The following is a 15,532-nucleotide window of genomic DNA, read 5'->3' on the forward strand; positions in this document are numbered from 1 at the left end:
GCGGGGGCAGGGCCGTGCAGGACGATCCGCGTCGCCATATCGCCGCCGTCGGCGGGCTCGAGGTGCTCTTCGTCATGGCGACGGAGCAGGAATATGGCGTGCACCTCAGGGAGAAGATCGACCCGCTCGTCACCGGCGTCGGCCCGGTCGAGGCCGGCGTCGCCGTGGCGGCGGCGCTCGCCTCGCTCGCGCACCACGGGCTGCTGCCCGACCTCGTCTTCACTCTCGGCTCGGCCGGTTCGCGCACGCTCGACCATGCCGGCGTCTACCAGGTGGCGAGCGTCTCCTATCGCGACATGGACGTGTCCCCCCTCGGCTTCGAGAAGGGGCGCACGCCCTTCGTGGACGAGCCGGCGGTCATCCCCATCCCCCACCGCATCCCCGGCATTCCCGCGGCCAGCGTTTCCACCGGCGGCAACATCGTCTCGGGCGCCGGCTATGACGCCATCGCGGCCGATATGGTCGAGATGGAGACCTTCGCCGTACTGCGCGCCGCGCGGCGCTTCGGCCTGCCCATCGTTGGCCTGCGCGGCATCAGCGATGGCCGCTCCGAACTGACGAAATTCGAGGACTGGACGGAGTACCTCCATATCATCGACGAGCGCCTCGCCGCCGCGCTCGACATTTTCGCCGAGGCCGTGCGGGCCGGCACCTTCACGCTCGACAAGAAAGCGTCATGACGCCTGCCGCCCGTATCGCCGCCGCCATCGAGGTGCTCGCCGACATCGAGGCGCGCCGCCGCCCGGCCCCCGACGCGCTGAAGGACTGGGGCCTCGCCCGCCGCTTCGCCGGCTCGAAGGACAGGGCGGCCGTGGCGAGTCTCGTCTACGATGCCCTGCGCTGCCGCGCCTCCGCCGCCTTCCTCATGGGCGCCGACACGCCCCGTGCTGTCGTCATCGGCATGCTTGCCCGCCTGCGCAATCTCGATGCCGCGGCCATCGCCGGCCTGTTCTCCGGCGAGCGTCACGCGCCCGCGCCGCTGACGCAGGGGGAGGCGGCACGCCTTGTGGCCCCGCCCTCGCTCGCCGATGCGCCGGCGCATGTCGCCGGCGATTTTCCCGAATGGCTCGCGCCCTCTTTCGCCGCTGCCTTCGGCGAGGTCGCCGTCGATGAGATGCAGGCCATGGTGGCGCGTGCGCCGCTCGACATCCGCGTCAACACGCTCAAGGTGACGCGAGAAGCCCTCGCCGGCGAACTCGAACACTTCAGTCCGCTGCGAACGCCCCATTCCATCGACGGCCTGCGCTTCACAGTGGGCGAGGACGGCCGTGGTCCTTCGCTGCAGAGCGAGCCGAGCTTTCTCGACGGCCAGTTCGAGATCCAGGACGAGGGCTCGCAGCTCGCCGCGCGCCTCACCCTGGCGCAGCCCGGCGAGCGCGTCGTCGACCTCTGCGCCGGTGCCGGCGGCAAGACGCTGGCCCTTGCGGCCCTGATGCGGAACGGCGGCGCGCTGTTCGCGACCGATGTCGACACCCGCCGCCTCGTGCCGCTGCACGGGCGCGTCGCCCGCAGCGGCGCGAGCCATGTGGAGGTGCGCTCGCCCAAGGGACGTTACGACCCGGCGCGGCCTGACCCGCTTGCCGACCTTGCCGGCAGCATCGACTGCGTCGTCGTCGACGCTCCCTGCACCGGCACGGGCACGTGGCGGCGCAACCCGGACGCCAAGTGGCGCCTCAGGCCCGGCGCGCTCGCCGAGCGCGTGAAGGACCAGGCTGTCGTCCTCGATCGCGCCGCCCGGCTCGTCCGCCCGGGCGGGCGCATCGCCTACATCACCTGTTCGCTGCTGCCGGAGGAGAACAACAGCGCCGTCACCGCCTTCATGGGCCGGCACGCAGGCTTCGCCGTCGCCCCGGTTGCCGACGTGCTCGCCGCCGCCGGCCTTCCGTTGCTGCCGCATCGCGAAACGGCTACCGGCGGCATCCTGCTGACGCCGCGCGTGACCGGGACGGACGGCTTCTTCGTTACCGTGCTGCGGCGGTCGTGACCCTCCTGCGGGACTGCCCCGCCGCACGCGCATGTGTTATTCCCGGCCGCGCCCGTTGCGCCCGGCCCCCTGATCCATTAACGCCATGTCCATGACGGCTCCTCACGACACCTCCTCCGCCCCGACCGCCGATCACGACAAGATCCTGATCATCGATTTCGGCAGTCAGGTCACGCAGCTCATCGCGCGCCGCGTGCGCGAAATCGGCGTCTATTGCGAGATCGCGCCTTTCCAGTCCGCAGCGGAGGCCTTCGCTCGCATGCGGCCGAAGGGCATCATCTTCTCCGGCGGGCCGGCTTCCGTGCCGGACGAAGGCTCGCCCCGGGCGCCTCAGGAGGTTTTCTCGGCCGGCATTCCGCTGCTCGGCATCTGCTACGGCCAGCAGACAATGGCGCACCAGCTCGGCGGGCGCGTCGAGGGCGGCCATGCCGCCGAGTTCGGCCGTGCCGATGTGGAGATCGTCGCTCCCTCGGCGCTGTTCGAGGGCATCTGGGACAAGGGCGGCCGCTATCCTGTGTGGATGAGCCACGGCGACCGGGTCACAGAGCTGCCGGCCGGCTTTTCCGTCAAGGCGACGTCCGAGAACGCGCCCTTCGCGGTCGCCTCGGACGAGGCGCGGCGCTTCTATTCGACGATGTTCCACCCCGAGGTGGTGCACACACCCGATGGCGGCAGGCTGCTGCGCAACTTCGTCGTCGACATCTGCGGCTGCACGCCCGACTGGACGATGGCCGCCTATCGGGCCGAGGCGATCGCGAAGATCCGCGCCCAGGTGGGCTCCGGCCGGGTCATCTGCGGTCTCTCGGGCGGCGTCGATTCCGCCGTCGCGGCGGTGCTGATCCACGAGGCGATCGGCGACCAGTTGACCTGCGTCTTCGTCGACCACGGCCTCCTGCGCCTCGGCGAGGCCGAGCGTGTGGTGACCCTCTTTCGCGACAGCTACAACATCCCGCTCGTGCATGTGGAGGCGGAGGAGCTCTTCCTGAAAGAGCTCGAGGGCGTCACCGACCCGGAGGTCAAGCGCAAGACCATCGGCCGCCTGTTCATCGACGTCTTCGAGGCTGAGGCCAAGAAGATCGGCGGGGCCGATTTCCTCGCCCAGGGCACGCTCTATCCCGATGTGATCGAGAGCGTTTCCTTCACCGGCGGCCCGTCGGTGACCATCAAGAGCCATCACAATGTCGGCGGCCTGCCCGAGCGCATGAACATGAAGCTCGTGGAGCCGCTGCGCGAATTGTTCAAGGACGAGGTGAGGGCGCTCGGCCGCGAGCTCGGCCTGCCCGAAGGCTTCGTCGGCCGCCACCCCTTCCCGGGGCCGGGCCTCGCCATCCGCTGCCCCGGCGAGATCACGCGGGAGAAGCTCGCGATCCTGCGACAGGCCGACGCCATCTACCTCGAGGAGATCCGCCGCGCCGGCCTCTACGACGCCATCTGGCAGGCCTTCGCCGTGCTCCTGCCGGTGCGCACCGTGGGCGTGATGGGCGACTACCGCACCTACGACTACGTCTGCGCGCTGCGCGCCGTCACCTCCGTCGACGGCATGACGGCCGACTTCTACCCCTTCGATATGGCCTTCCTCGGCCGCGTCGCCACCCGCATCATCAACGAGGTGCGCGGCATCAACCGCGTCACCTACGACGTGACCTCGAAGCCGCCGGGAACAATCGAGTGGGAATGATTCAGGGCCCGCCCAGGGTATCCCGCAGTATCCGGCGATTTCGTCATGATATAATTAAATAGTATATAAACAGAACGGATTAACATCCGGCGTCTACCTTCGTGCTCCTGATCGACAGTGTTCTCGACGTGGCCGAGAAGCGCTTGATCAAGTGGCGGCCGAACGTGGTAGAAAGGCCGGCGTGACGGGGAGGGGCCTCTCCGAAAGATGGCCAATCTCGTCGACAGACAGCTAGCCGGTGACCTGACGGAAAACCAGATCACGGCCGGCTGTCAGCAAGGCGATATTCGTTGGAGCCTGCTCGATTGGTTGATTGATTTTACCCGCCCGTGCGGCGAGGAGTGCCGAGCAGCGTATTGTCACCGGAACAAGCGGCATTCGCCAACTGTCGTGGCGCTGAACGCAAAGCGCTCCGAGCACTGCTCCACATGATCAAAGACAGTTCGCTTGGCGGCAGGGCGGTCGGAAAACGACGGGCTGGTCCCGTTCAACACCGTCGAGACTGCGTGGTGTGATTGCCGACGGCGTGGCCGTCCTCCGCGCGACGGCAGGAGCGGGTTGTGCATCGGAGCCGGTCGAGAAAACGTCGCCCGAAACGCCCGCAACGATGATCGCGCGGGGCGCGGGCCACTGAACCGTCCGCCGCGGCGCGGAGAAACATGCGCGCCCTGTCGGTCCCCGCCACGAGCGGCCGGGACCGCTTCTGCCTTGCGTCAGCCTGCGAGCAAACCCTCGCGCGGCCCTTCGCGGTCCGGCGCTTTTTGCAGGGCTTCCTGCCTCAGGTCGATGCCCCGCTGCGCATGGGCGATGTAGGCGGCGTCTTCGCCGTAGCGGTTGAGCGCGATGCCGGCCCGGGCGCGCGCCAGGAAAGCAGCCTCCTCCACGGAGGCGGCCGGCGCGGCCGCTGCAACCTCCGGCGTTGCGGGGCGCGGTGGGGGTAAAGAGGACCGCTCGGGCTGCGCCGGCGCCGGCGTTCGGGATGCGACTTCCGGCACGAGGGCGGCGGCGAGCTGCGCCCCACGGGCGACGGCGACGATGTCTTGGGCAACCCTGTCGCGCGCCAGCTTGCCGTCCTTCTTCTCCTGCTTGCTGAGGACCTTCAGGCTGCTGCGCAGATAATGATCCTCGGCGCGTGGATCGGCGGCCCTGAGCGCGGCGAGGTGTTCCGGCTTCATGAGATGCGGGCCACGGCCAGCGAGGTTGAGATGGCCTGCGATGTCAATTGCCCCGTCCTTGATGACGCGGTGCATCGTTTTCTCGAAGATGGCCTTTTGAACCGGGCCGGAGGCGGCGAGGAGCCGCGTCCGCGGATCGTTGTCCATCCTCTCCTTCAGGCGAGTGCGCACATCGCCGGCCGTGCCCGCAAAGGACTGCGGGGGATAATCCTTGTGGAAGAGTTCCGTCAGTCGCATCACATCCGCAGGGAGAAGCCCCGTGCGGTGGCCCGACGTGAGGTCCGCCACACGTTTCGCGACCTTCTCCCGTCGGCTCAGCGCGTCGGCGGGGGCGGCCGGGTCTTCCTCCGCGAGCACCTGATCGATCAGGCCGTGCAGCTTGGCTACGACGGTGCGTCGCTGGGCATCTGCATAATGGCCGGCGAGGACGGCGAGCGCGCCGTCGGAGCCGGCGGTCCGCACCAGTTCATCCGGCGCGGACGCCTCGGCGGCGGCATGCGCCAATTCCGATGCGCCCTCTCCGCGGAAGCGCGCCTCCTTCTTCTCGTAGACGATCTTCTCCACCGCGGCGCCGACCGTCAGCGGCGCGCCGACGGCCGCGAGCAGGACGCCGACGAGGCCGGCGACGCCGGTGAGCGAGGCGATGCTGCCGGCCGCCATCAGGCTCTGCCCGGCCGCCATGCCCGCGCCATGGACGATGGAATGGTGCCTGTTGTAATAGCCGAGCCGCTTGAGCCCCTGGTCGACCGCCCGGAAGACTGCGGGGTCGAGGAGGTCGCGGACGCCCCGCAGTGCCAGCCTGTCTCCCTTCAACTGCCGGTGGCGCATCACGCCCGTCACGCATTTCGACGCGCCGACCGCGGCCATGGCGAGCTGCGAGGGCAGGAACGCGGCCGTCGCGGCCGTGCCGAGCACGGCCGCAGCGGTCGTGGCTCCTTGGCTTGCCGCCGAGCCGGCCGGTGCAGCGCCCTCGACGATGCCGGCTATCGAATCTGCCATCGACAGCACCATGCCGGCCGTCATGCCCGTCATCGCCGCCGCCGTTGGGATGCTGAAGTTGCGGTCGATCTTCTCGGAGGTGGCCGTCGATCTGTCCCGTGCATAGCGGGCGGCCTGATAGGCGAGGGTCGCGTTCGGCTGTTCGCCGTTTCCGCCGGCTTCCGGTCGCGCTGCCGCGGTCTTCCGCGCGAGGTCCATCACCGCTTCCGCAATGTCCTGGGGCGCCACGGTCCTGCCGGCGCAGGCGGAGAGAAGGCCCTGCGATTCCCTGAACATTCCCTTGATTCGCTCGACATCGGCCGGTGACGTGCCGGATCGCTCCAGCAGGTCGATGATCGCCTCCTCGCGCTCGTGCAGCTTCTGCAGCAGCAGGGGGAAATCCTGCCTGAAGCGCTCGAGGCACTCGTCGATGGTGCCCTTGGCGCCCACGGCGACGAAGGGCGTCGCGACGCCAAGGATGGCAAGCGTGGCGATGGCCTGCTGCAGCTGCGGCAGGGACATGCCGAGCAGCGAGGCGAAATCGTCGATCCCGTCGACCGACCGCAGATTCTCGTAGGCGGCGACGAAGGGGGCCTTGAACGCATTCCTGTCGCTGGCGTTTTCGATGCGGAAGGCCGGGCGTGAGGAAAACGGCAGAAGCTGTGAGAGGGATGGCACATCGGCCTCCTTTCAATCGACTCGTTGCAGGCTTGATGGTCCGAAGGTGGGTTCGGACAGCTTTTTCTGAGATGTTGTTGAATATATTTTAGATATTGTATTTTAATTTTTCTTTATAGGCGGCGTGTAGTCACGTTATTGTAATCTGTTTATAGAGGTAGCGGTAGATCGGCGGAAAACGCAAGTATAGCGCTCAATGAATGCTGTATTTCCGTGGCGGTCAGGGTGGGCGCGCCCGTCGTGTGGCGCTTGCCCGCTGTGGCTGGACCGGCAACGCCGTCCGCTCTCTGTCGACAGCCGGGCGTGAGTGTTTTATCTATAAAATCATGACACGAGAGCCTGAAGAGACGGTTGCGTCCAAGATCACCCGCATCCTCGCCGAGCGGATCGTATCGGGGGCGTTGGCGCCCGGGGAGAAGCTGCGGCAGGACCATATCGCTGCCGAGTTCGGCGCGAGCCACGTGCCTGTGCGGGAAGCCTTCCGCCGGCTGGAGGCGCAGGGGCTCGCCGTCAGTGAGCCGCGGCGCGGCGTGCGCGTCGCTGCCTTCGATCCTGCCGAGATGCGTGAGGTGGCCGAGATGCGCTCGGCCCTCGAGGCGCTGGCGCTGCGCCATGCCGTGCCGCATCTGACGCCGGCCATCCTCGCCGAGGCGGAACGGGCGGCTGACGCGGCGGATCGCTGCCGCGATATCCGTTCCTGGGAGGCGGCGAACCGTCGCTTTCACCGGCTCCTCCTTGCGCCTTGCGGCATGTCGCGGCTGCTGCGGACGATTGACGACCTGCATGCGGCGAGCGCGCGCTTTCTCTTCGGAGGCTCGGCGGCGGCGTGGGAGCCGCGCGTCGATGTCGAGCATCGGGCCATTCTTGCCGCCCTGCGTAGAGGCGACGCTGATGCTGCCTGCGCGACGCTCGCCCGCCACGTCAAGCGCATCGGTCCCCTGCCGCGGCGGGCGCGGGTGGAGCAGGGCGGATATCCGCTCTTCGGCTGACGGCTAGAGATCGGGTTGCCATTTTATAGATCGTATGGAATCCATAGGTAACTGGATTCGCTATTTTATCTATAAAATGGAGTGGCCGATGCTCGAGACACCGACCGGAGAGGCCGAGGCGACAGGGCAGGCTGGCACCGGGCAGGCGGGTTTCTGGACATTGCAGCAGGCGCAGGCGCTCCACGGGCTGCCGTTCAACGATCTCATCCATGGCGCCCATGCGGTGCACCGGCGCCATTTCGACCCCAATGCCATCCAGCTCAGCCGTCTCCTGAGCATCAAGACGGGCGGCTGCCCGGAGGATTGCGGCTATTGCTCGCAGAGCGCCCGCTACGACACGGGCGTCAAGGCGACCCGGTTGATGGCGCTCGAGGAGGTCGTCGCCGCCGCCCGCCGCGCGAAGGCGGAGGGCGCGACGCGCTTCTGCATGGGGGCGGCCTGGCGCAGTCCGAAGCCGCGCGACCTCGCCCGCGTCGCCGCCATGGTCGAGGCCGTGAAGGCCCTTGGACTCGAAACCTGCGCCACGCTCGGCATGCTGACCGGGGAGGAAGCCGGGGCGTTGCGCGCCGCCGGGCTCGACTACTACAACCACAATGTCGACACCTCGCCCGGCTTCTACGGCGAGATCATTTCGACGCGCACCCTGGAAGACCGGCTCGCGACACTGGCCAACGCGCGCGAGGCGGGCCTCAAGCTGTGCTGCGGTGGCATTGTCGGCCTCGGAGAGACGCTCGACGACCGGCTCGCCATGCTGGTCCTGCTCGCCAATCTCGACCCCGCGCCCGAAAGCGTACCGCTCAACCTGTGGAACGAGGTGGCGGGCGTACCCGTCGCCGCGCGGGCGGAGCGGCCGGACGCCATCGCCTTCGCACGTCTCGTCGCGGTGGCGCGCATCATGATGCCGCAAAGCGTGCTGCGCCTGTCGGCCGGCCGGCAGTACATGAGCGACGAGGCGCAGGCCCTGTGCTTCTTCGCAGGGGCCAATTCGCTCTTCCTCGGCGAGACGCTGCTGACGACCCGCAACGCGAGCGAGGAGCGGGATGCGGCGCTCTTCGCACGCCTTGGCCTCACCGCGATGCCGGCCGGCGAGGGTGTCGATGCCGACGCATGAGGCGGCCCTTGCGGCGCTCGGCCGACGCGGGCGGCTGCGCGCGCTGGCGCCGCGCTGCGGCATCGACTTCACGTCCAACGACTATCTCGGCCTCAGCGGGAGCGAGGCGCTGCGCGAGGCTGCGGCCGCCGCGCTCGCCCGCGGCGTGCCGGCGGGGGCGGGCGGCTCGCGCCTGCTGCGCGGCAACCACGCCGAGCACGAGGCGCTGGAGGCGGCGGCGGCGGCCTTCTTCGGCGCCGAGAGCACGCTCTTCTTCGCGGGCGGCTTTGCCGCCAATGCCGCCCTCGTCGCCACCTTGCCGCGCCGCGGCGATCTCGTCGTCCACGATGCGCTGATCCACGCCAGCGTGCACGAGGGGCTCGCTGCCTCGCCGGCCGAGGCCGTCGCGGTGCCGCACAACGATGCCGATGCCGTCGCCGATGCGATCCGCCGCTTCAGGGCGGCGGGCGGGCGCGGCCGTGTGTGGATCGCCGCCGAGACGCTCTATGGCATGGACGGCGACGTCGCCCCGCTCGCCGATCTTGCGGCGATCGCTGACCGGCACGAGGCCATGCTGCTCCTCGACGAGGCCCATGCCACCGGCATCTGCGGGCCCGGCGGGCGGGGCCTCGCCGCCGCGCTCGAGGGGCAGGCGAATGTCGTAACGCTGCACACCTGCGGCAAGGCGCTCGGCGTCATGGGCGCGCTCGTCTGCCTGCCGCGCTCTTTGCGCGACTACATGATCAACCGCGCGCGCGGCTTCATCTATGCCACCGCTCCGTCGCCCCTCGTTGCCGCCATGGTGCGCGCGGCGCTCGGCCTCGCTTCTGCGGCCGACGACCGCCGGCAGCGCCTCGCAGCGCTCGTCGCTCACGCGCGAGCAGGTCTCGCCCGCTGCGGCCTGCCCGCGACGGCGACGCACATCCAGCCCGTCATCCTCGGTGCGGACCGCCGGGCGAGCGCCGTCGCGGCCGCCTTGCAGGAAGAGGGGTTCGACGTGCGTGCCATCCGCCCGCCGACGGTACCGCCCGGCACGGCGCGCCTGCGCATTGCGCTGACGCTGCACGTGGACGAGGCGGCGATCGGCGCGCTCATGGCGGCGCTCGGCCGCGCCATGAAGGGGAGGACGTCTTGAGCGGCTTCATCGTCACCGGCACCGATACCGGCATCGGCAAGACCGTCTTCTGCGCCGCGCTCGTCGGCGCGCTCGGCGGATTCTACTGGAAGCCAGTGCAGGCCGGCCTTGACGGAGAGACGGATTCGGAGACAGTGCGCCGCCTCTCCGGCCTGCAGGATAGCCATGTCCTGCTCGAGGCGTACCGTCTCGCCTTGCCGGCCTCGCCCCACCGCGCCGCGGAGGCGGAAGGCGTTGTGATCGATGTGGGATCGCGCCCCCCGACGCACACCATAGGGCGCGAGAGCACCATCGCTCCCTCGCCCCCCCGCAGGCGGGAGGAGGGGGATCCGGGCGCTCCCGGCTCAGTGGCCTCTTTGCGCGATCTGGGCGCGCTCACCCTGCCCGCCGTCGCCGGCCCGCTCGTCGTCGAGGGCGCCGGCGGGCCGATGGTGCCGCTGACGCGGGGCACGCTGTTCATCGATGTCTTCGCTGCCTGGGGCCTGCCGGTCATCCTCTGCGCCGCGACGCGCCTCGGCACCATCAACCACACGCTGCTCGCCCTCGAGGCCCTGAAGCGGCGGCACATTCCCGTCCACGGCGTCGCCTTCATCGGCGAGCCGAACGAGGACAGCGAGGCCATCATCGCCGAGTTCGGCGTCGTGCGTCGCCTCGGTCGCCTGCCGCTTCTGCCGCTGCTGACGCGGGAAACGCTCGCTTCGGCCTTCGCCGCCGGTTTCGATCCGGCCGACTTTCGGTGATGACCATGAATTATCGCACGACCTTCGCCGGCCCGTCTCCGGTCTGGCATCCCTTTACCCAGCACGCGCTCGCGCCCGAGCCGCCGCTCGTCCTGCGCGGTGAGGGCGCGTGGCTGACGACGGCGACGGGCGAGCGCATTCTCGACGCCATCTCCTCCTGGTGGGTCATCACCCACGGCCATTGCCATCCGCGCATCGTGGCGGCGATCCGCGAACAGGCCGGGGACCTCGACCAGGTCATCTTCGCCGGCCATACGCATCCGGCGGCCGAGGCGCTGGCGCGCCGGCTGGTGGCGCGGGCGCCGGAGGGGCTCGCCCATGTCTTCTTCTCCGACAGCGGCTCCACCGCCGTCGAGGTCGCGCTGAAGATGGCGGTCGGCTACTGGCGCAACATCGGCGAGCCGCGCAGCCGCATCCTCGCACTTGAGCACGGCTATCACGGCGACACCATCGGCACGATGTCGGCGGGCGCGCGCGGCATCTACAACGTTGCCTACGAGCCACTGCTCTTCGATGTCGCCCGCCTGCCGTTCCCGGCTGAGGGCCGCGAGGAGGCGACGCTCACCGCGCTCGAGGCCACGTGCCGGGAAGCGCCCTGCGCCGCGCTGCTCGTCGAGCCGCTCGTCCTCGGCGCCGGCGGCATGCTGGTCTATCCGGCCTGGGTGCTCGCCGAGATGCGCCGCATCTGCGAGCGCCACGGCGTGCTCCTCATCGCCGACGAGGTGATGACCGGTTTCGGCCGCACGGGCCGGCTCTTCGCCTGCGAGCACGCCGCCATCGCGCCGGATATCCTGTGCTGCGCCAAGGGCCTCACCGGCGGCGCGCTACCGCTTGCCGTCACGCTCTGCCGCCGCGAGATCTTCGACGCCCATTATTCCGAGGACCGCCGACGCACCTTCTTCCATTCGAGCTCGTTCACGGCCAATCCCATCGCCTGCGCCGCGGCCAACGCCAATCTCGACATCTGGGACGCGGAGCCGGTCGGCGAGCGCATCGCCGCTCTGGGCGCCTTGCAAGAGGAGCGGCTGGCGCGCTTCCGCGACGATGCGCGCTTCGCCTGGGTGCGGCGCCTCGGCACCGTCGCGGCGCTCGACCTCACCGTCGACGATCCCGGTTATCTCGCCGGCATCGGCCCGCAGCTCGCGGCCTTCTTCCGCGAAAGGGGCCTCCTGCTGCGCCCGCTCGGCAACACCGTCTACGTCATGCCGCCCTATTGCGTGACCGCCGAGGACCTCGACCGCATCTACGCCGCCGTCGCTGCGGCGGCGGAGCGGTTCGGGCGGGCTTGATGGGCGGGACCCGCATCGCCGGCCTCGGCCATCATGCCCCGGCGCGCGTCGTGGCGAATGCCGAGATCGAGGCAAGGCTCGGTCTCGACGAGGGCTGGATCGCCCGGCGCACCGGCATCCGCGAGCGGCGCTGGGCGGCTGCGGACGAGGCGGTGAGCGACCTTGCCGTGCCGGCGGCGGCGATGGCGCTCGCCGAAGCAGGCATGGCGCCCGATGCCTTCGGCCTCGTCCTCCTCGCCACCAGCACACCCGACCACCTGTTGCCGCCGACCGCGCCGCTCGTCGCGCAGCGGCTCGGCCTCTCCTGCGGGGCGGTGGACCTCACGGGCGCCTGCGCCGGCTTCCTCTATGCCTTCGTGCTGGCGGAGGGGTTCGTGCGCGCGACGGGGCGGGCGGTGCTCGTGATCGCGGCCAACATCCTGTCCCGGCGCATCGATCCGGATGATCGCGTGACGGCGGCGCTCTTCGCCGATGCCGCCGGGGCGCTCGTCCTCGCGCCTGATGGGCGCCGCGAGGCCGGGCTTCTCGCCTCGGCGCTCGCGAGTGATGGCACCGGCTACGACCTCATCCAGATCCGCGCCGGCGGCAGCCGCCGTGCGCTGACGGCGGACACGCCCGCACGCGACGGCCGCATGGTGATGCGTGACGGGCGCGCCGTCTTCGCCGCGGCGGTGGAGATGATGGTCTCTTCCTGCCGGCAGGTGTTCGCGGAAGCGGCGATCGCGGCGGACGAAATCGCCTGTTTCGCGCCGCATCAGGCCAATGGCCGCATGATCGCGGCGGTGGCCGACAAGCTGGCGATCGGGCCGGAGCGAACGCTGTCCACCCTCGCCGAATTCGGCAACACGTCCGCGGCGACCATTCCCTTTTCCCTGTCCCAGGCAAAAGGCGCGCGCAGGCTCGGTCAAGGCGACCTGCTGCTCCTCGCCGCGGCGGGCGCGGGCCTTGCCGGGGGAGCGGCCATCTACCGCCTGTAGCAGGCGGATCAGGTCAGTGCTGCGTCGGCTCGGCGATGACCGCGTCGCGGTCGGGGTTGCTGCCTCTCGGAGCAGTGCTGATCGCAGCAGGCGCTGCGCACCAGAAGCGGCAGCTCCGCGCCGAGATGAGCGGCGAGCTCGACCGACAGCCGGTTGCGCCATTCCTCATTTCCTTTGATTGCGAGCTTGAAGGCATCATCTGCCGCCAACGAGGCTTCGCCGCTTCGGTTCCGGTCCGCAGGACCGGGATCGCTATCGCTCTGTATTCCCGAGCGCGTCATCCGCACCTGCGACGACGAATGCGTCGCGCGCCTCGCGCACGCTCGCCGTGATGCGGCGCGCCACGGCGGCGACGCGGCGCGTGTCGTGCGTGTCGGGATGGGCGATCAGCCAGTAGCTCCGCATGAAGCGGATGTGAGGCAGGAGCCGCTTGAGCTCGGGATATTGCATGGCGGCATAGTCGTGCAGGATGCCGACGCCGTGACCGGCCCGCACCGCCTCCATCTGGCCGACGACGCTGCCGCATTCGAAGCGCCGGTGCATCAGCCGGCCGAGGGTCGCCGCATAGTCGAGCGCGCGGCTGTAGACGAAGTCCTCCACGTAGGTGACGAAGAGGTGGCCGGCGAGGTCCTCCTCGCGCGTGATGGCACCGCTGCGGGTGAGGTAGCTCTCCGCTGCATAGACGCTGAGCGTATAATCCGTGAGCTTCTTCACGATGACGCGGCCCTGCTTCGGCCGGTCGAGCGTGATGACAAGATCGGCCTCGCGCCGCGACAGGGAGAAGGTGCGCGGCAAAGGCACGAGCTGGATGACGAGGTCGGGATGTTCGGCGGCGAGCGCGCCGAGCGCGCGCGAGAGAAAATAGTTGCCGAGCCCGTCCGGGGCGCCGACACGCACGGTGCCGCCGATCGCCTCGGCGGTGCCGGACAGTTGCGCCTCCACCTTGAGGAACTCGGATTCGGCCCGCTCTGCCGCGGCCATCAGCGCCTCGCCCGCGGGCGTCAGGGCGCAGCCGTTGGTCTGGCGCTCGACAAGCTTCGTGGCGAGTTCCTCCTCGAGGGCCGTGAGCTGGCGCCCCACCGTGGCGTGGTTGAGCCCGAGGCGCCGGGCGGCGCCGAGGATCTGCCCGGTACGGGCCACGGCGAGAAAGATGCGGATGCGGTCCCAGTCCATCAGACGACTATAGTTTTTGCACATCAGAGCCGCAATATCGGCCATTGATGTGCAAATCTCTGGAAACGATAAGGGGGGCGGTTCAATCGGCCCGACGCTCCGGTCCGAGTCTTCTGGGAGGATCTGCCATGCCGACCGACATTCCCCATTTCATCGGCGGTCGCCGCGTTGCCGGCCGCAGCGGCCGCACCGCCGCCGTCTTCAATCCGGCCACGGGCGAAGAGACGGGCGTCGTGGCGCTCGCAAGCACGGACGAGGTGCGCGAGGCCGTCGCCGCGGCGAAGAAGGCCCTTCCCGAATGGGCTGGCACGACGCCGCTGCGCCGCGCGCGCATCCTCAACCGCTTCTTGCGCATCCTCGAGGAGCGCACGGACGAACTCGCCGCCGTCATCACCGCCGAGCACGGCAAGGTGCTGTCCGACGCCAGGGGCGAGATCCAGCGCGGCATGGAGGTGGTGGAATTCGCCACCGCGGCGCCGCAGCTCCTCAAGGGCGAAGTGACGGAGAACGTCGGCACGCGCGTCGACAGCCACTCGCTGCGCCAGCCGCTCGGCATCGTCGCCGGCATCACGCCCTTCAACTTCCCGGCCATGGTGCCGATGTGGATGTTTCCGGTGGCGCTCGCCTGCGGCAACTGCTTCATTCTGAAGCCGTCGGAGCGCGATCCCTCCGCCTCGCTGCTGCTCGCCGCCTGGCTGAAGGAGGCCGGCGTGCCGGATGGCGTCTTCAACGTCGTGCACGGCGACAAGGAGGCAGTCGACGCCATCCTCTTCGACCCCGACATCTCCGCCGTCAGCTTCGTCGGCTCCACCCCGATCGCCCGCTACATCTACGAGACAGCGGCCCGCACCGGCAAGCGCTGCCAGGCGCTCGGCGGCGCCAAGAACCACATGATCATCATGCCCGACGCCGACATGGACCAGGCGGTCGACGCGCTGATGGGCGCCGCCTACGGCTCGGCCGGCGAGCGCTGCATGGCGATCTCGGTCGCGGTGCCGATCGGCGAGAAGACGGCGGATGCGCTCATTGCCAAGCTTGAGCCGCGCGTGCGCGCCCTCAAGATCGGCCCCGGCACCGATCCCGACGCCGAGATGGGCCCGCTCGTCACCAAGCAGCATCTCGAGCGCGTGCGCGGCTATGTCGATACCGGCGTGGCGGAAGGCGCAAAGCTCGTCGTCGACGGCCGTGGCTTCCGGATGCAGGGCTACGAGAACGGCTATTTCATCGGCGGCACGCTGTTCGACAACGTTACGACCGACATGACGATCTACAAGGAGGAGATCTTCGGCCCCGTGCTCGCCGTCGCCCGCGCCGATTCCTACGAGACGGCCGCCCGCATGATCAACGAGCACGAGTTCGGCAACGGCACCGCCATCTTCACGCGTGACGGCGACGCCGCGCGCGAGTTCGCGCACCAGATCCAGGTGGGCATGATCGGCATCAACGTCCCGATCCCGGTGCCGATGGCCTTCCACTCCTTCGGCGGCTGGAAGGCGTCGCTCTTCGGCGACCACCACATGCACGGGCCGGAAGGCGTACGCTTCTATACGCGGCTGAAGACCATCACCAGCCGCTGGCCAACCGGCATCCGTGCCGGGGCCGACTTCGTCATGCCGACGATGCGTTGACGCGTCCCGGCTTGCTGT

The 15,532-nt window shown here is 69.4% G+C and carries 13 protein-coding genes; 11 read left to right on the forward strand and 2 right to left on the reverse strand.

The window, feature by feature from the left end; all coding sequences use genetic code 11:
- Positions 1 to 14: 14 nt before the first annotated feature.
- The 4 genes from BOQ54_RS07830 (at position 15) to BOQ54_RS19715 (ending at position 4,094) form a co-directional block, all read left to right on the forward strand.
- Positions 15 to 680 carry a 5'-methylthioadenosine/S-adenosylhomocysteine nucleosidase gene (locus BOQ54_RS07830; RefSeq protein ID WP_071923655.1) on the forward strand — a complete coding sequence of 222 codons (666 nt, stop codon included), beginning with the start codon at positions 15 to 17 and terminating at the stop codon, positions 678 to 680.
- Positions 677 to 1,984, forward strand: a complete 1,308-nt coding sequence (locus BOQ54_RS07835) for an RsmB/NOP family class I SAM-dependent RNA methyltransferase (protein WP_071923656.1) — start codon at positions 677 to 679, stop codon at positions 1,982 to 1,984. The genes BOQ54_RS07830 and BOQ54_RS07835 overlap by 4 nt, the downstream gene beginning before the upstream one ends.
- A gap of 91 nt (positions 1,985 to 2,075) precedes the next feature.
- The gene (gene guaA, locus BOQ54_RS07840) at positions 2,076 to 3,662 is read left to right on the forward strand and encodes a glutamine-hydrolyzing GMP synthase (RefSeq protein ID WP_071924436.1); all 1,587 of its coding nucleotides are present in this window, start codon (positions 2,076 to 2,078) and stop codon (positions 3,660 to 3,662) included.
- A 207-nt stretch (positions 3,663 to 3,869) separates the two neighbouring features.
- Positions 3,870 to 4,094 carry a hypothetical protein gene (locus BOQ54_RS19715; protein WP_145979742.1) on the forward strand — a complete coding sequence of 75 codons (225 nt, stop codon included), beginning with the start codon at positions 3,870 to 3,872 and terminating at the stop codon, positions 4,092 to 4,094.
- 281 nt (positions 4,095 to 4,375) lie between these two features.
- Here BOQ54_RS19715 and BOQ54_RS07845 read toward each other — a convergent pair whose 3' ends face one another.
- Positions 4,376 to 6,493, reverse strand: a complete 2,118-nt coding sequence (locus tag BOQ54_RS07845; RefSeq protein ID WP_071923657.1) for a hypothetical protein — start codon at positions 6,491 to 6,493, stop codon at positions 4,376 to 4,378.
- Positions 6,494 to 6,819: 326 nt separating this feature from the next.
- Between BOQ54_RS07845 and BOQ54_RS07850 the strand changes: the two genes are divergently transcribed.
- From BOQ54_RS07850 to BOQ54_RS07875, 6 genes are all read left to right on the forward strand, one after another.
- On the forward strand, positions 6,820 to 7,482 hold the full coding sequence (locus tag BOQ54_RS07850) for a GntR family transcriptional regulator (RefSeq protein WP_071923658.1): 663 nt from the start codon (positions 6,820 to 6,822) through the stop codon (positions 7,480 to 7,482).
- A gap of 88 nt (positions 7,483 to 7,570) precedes the next feature.
- Positions 7,571 to 8,593 carry a biotin synthase BioB gene (gene bioB, locus BOQ54_RS07855; protein ID WP_245280606.1) on the forward strand — a complete coding sequence of 341 codons (1,023 nt, stop codon included), beginning with the start codon at positions 7,571 to 7,573 and terminating at the stop codon, positions 8,591 to 8,593.
- On the forward strand, positions 8,580 to 9,707 hold the full coding sequence (locus BOQ54_RS07860; RefSeq protein ID WP_071923659.1) for an 8-amino-7-oxononanoate synthase: 1,128 nt from the start codon (positions 8,580 to 8,582) through the stop codon (positions 9,705 to 9,707). Before bioB ends, BOQ54_RS07860 begins: the two co-directional genes overlap by 14 nt.
- Positions 9,704 to 10,447, forward strand: coding sequence for an ATP-dependent dethiobiotin synthetase BioD (gene bioD, locus BOQ54_RS07865; protein ID WP_063185939.1), 744 nt, complete (start codon positions 9,704 to 9,706; stop codon positions 10,445 to 10,447). Before BOQ54_RS07860 ends, bioD begins: the two co-directional genes overlap by 4 nt.
- Positions 10,447 to 11,736 carry an adenosylmethionine--8-amino-7-oxononanoate transaminase gene (locus tag BOQ54_RS07870; protein WP_071923660.1) on the forward strand — a complete coding sequence of 430 codons (1,290 nt, stop codon included), beginning with the start codon at positions 10,447 to 10,449 and terminating at the stop codon, positions 11,734 to 11,736. The genes bioD and BOQ54_RS07870 overlap by 1 nt, the downstream gene beginning before the upstream one ends.
- Positions 11,736 to 12,713, forward strand: a complete 978-nt coding sequence (locus tag BOQ54_RS07875; RefSeq protein WP_063185943.1) for a beta-ketoacyl-ACP synthase III — start codon at positions 11,736 to 11,738, stop codon at positions 12,711 to 12,713. Before BOQ54_RS07870 ends, BOQ54_RS07875 begins: the two co-directional genes overlap by 1 nt.
- Before the next feature lie 252 nt (positions 12,714 to 12,965).
- Here BOQ54_RS07875 and BOQ54_RS07880 read toward each other — a convergent pair whose 3' ends face one another.
- Complete coding sequence (locus tag BOQ54_RS07880; RefSeq protein ID WP_055460534.1) at positions 12,966 to 13,886, reverse strand: LysR family transcriptional regulator; 921 nt, start codon at positions 13,884 to 13,886, stop codon at positions 12,966 to 12,968.
- A gap of 128 nt (positions 13,887 to 14,014) precedes the next feature.
- Between BOQ54_RS07880 and BOQ54_RS07885 the strand changes: the two genes are divergently transcribed.
- Positions 14,015 to 15,514 (forward strand): CoA-acylating methylmalonate-semialdehyde dehydrogenase, encoded by a 1,500-nt coding sequence (locus BOQ54_RS07885; protein WP_063185948.1) that lies wholly within the window; start codon positions 14,015 to 14,017, stop codon positions 15,512 to 15,514.
- Positions 15,515 to 15,532 lie beyond the last annotated feature (18 nt).

Origin of the sequence: Chelatococcus daeguensis (genome assembly GCF_001887265.1) — a bacterium.
In the GTDB taxonomy this organism is placed as follows: Bacteria; Pseudomonadota; Alphaproteobacteria; order Rhizobiales; family Beijerinckiaceae; genus Chelatococcus_A; species Chelatococcus_A sambhunathii.